Origin of the sequence: Leclercia sp. AS011, assembly GCF_037152535.1 — a bacterium.
Lineage (GTDB): Bacteria > Pseudomonadota > Gammaproteobacteria > Enterobacterales > Enterobacteriaceae > Enterobacter.
On the sequence record NZ_JBBCMA010000035.1, the window covers coordinates 1 to 223 of the forward strand.

Consider the following 223-nt stretch of genomic DNA (forward strand, 5'->3'; position numbering starts at 1 on the left):
GATGCCTAGGCAGTCAGAGGCGATGAAGGACGTGCTAATCTGCGATAAGCGTCGGTAAGGTGATATGAACCGTTATAGCCGACGATTTCCGAATGGGGAAACCCAGTGTGATTCGTCACACTATCGTTAAGTGAATACATAGCTTAACGAAGCGAACCAGGGGAACTGAAACATCTAAGTACCCTGAGGAAAAGAAATCAACCGAGATTCCCCCAGTAGCGGC

General features: G+C 48.4%; 1 rRNA gene. It reads left to right on the plus strand.

Annotated elements, in window-relative coordinates:
* Positions 1-223: ribosomal RNA gene (locus WFO70_RS22400) — 23S ribosomal RNA — on the plus strand; the annotation flags it as partial.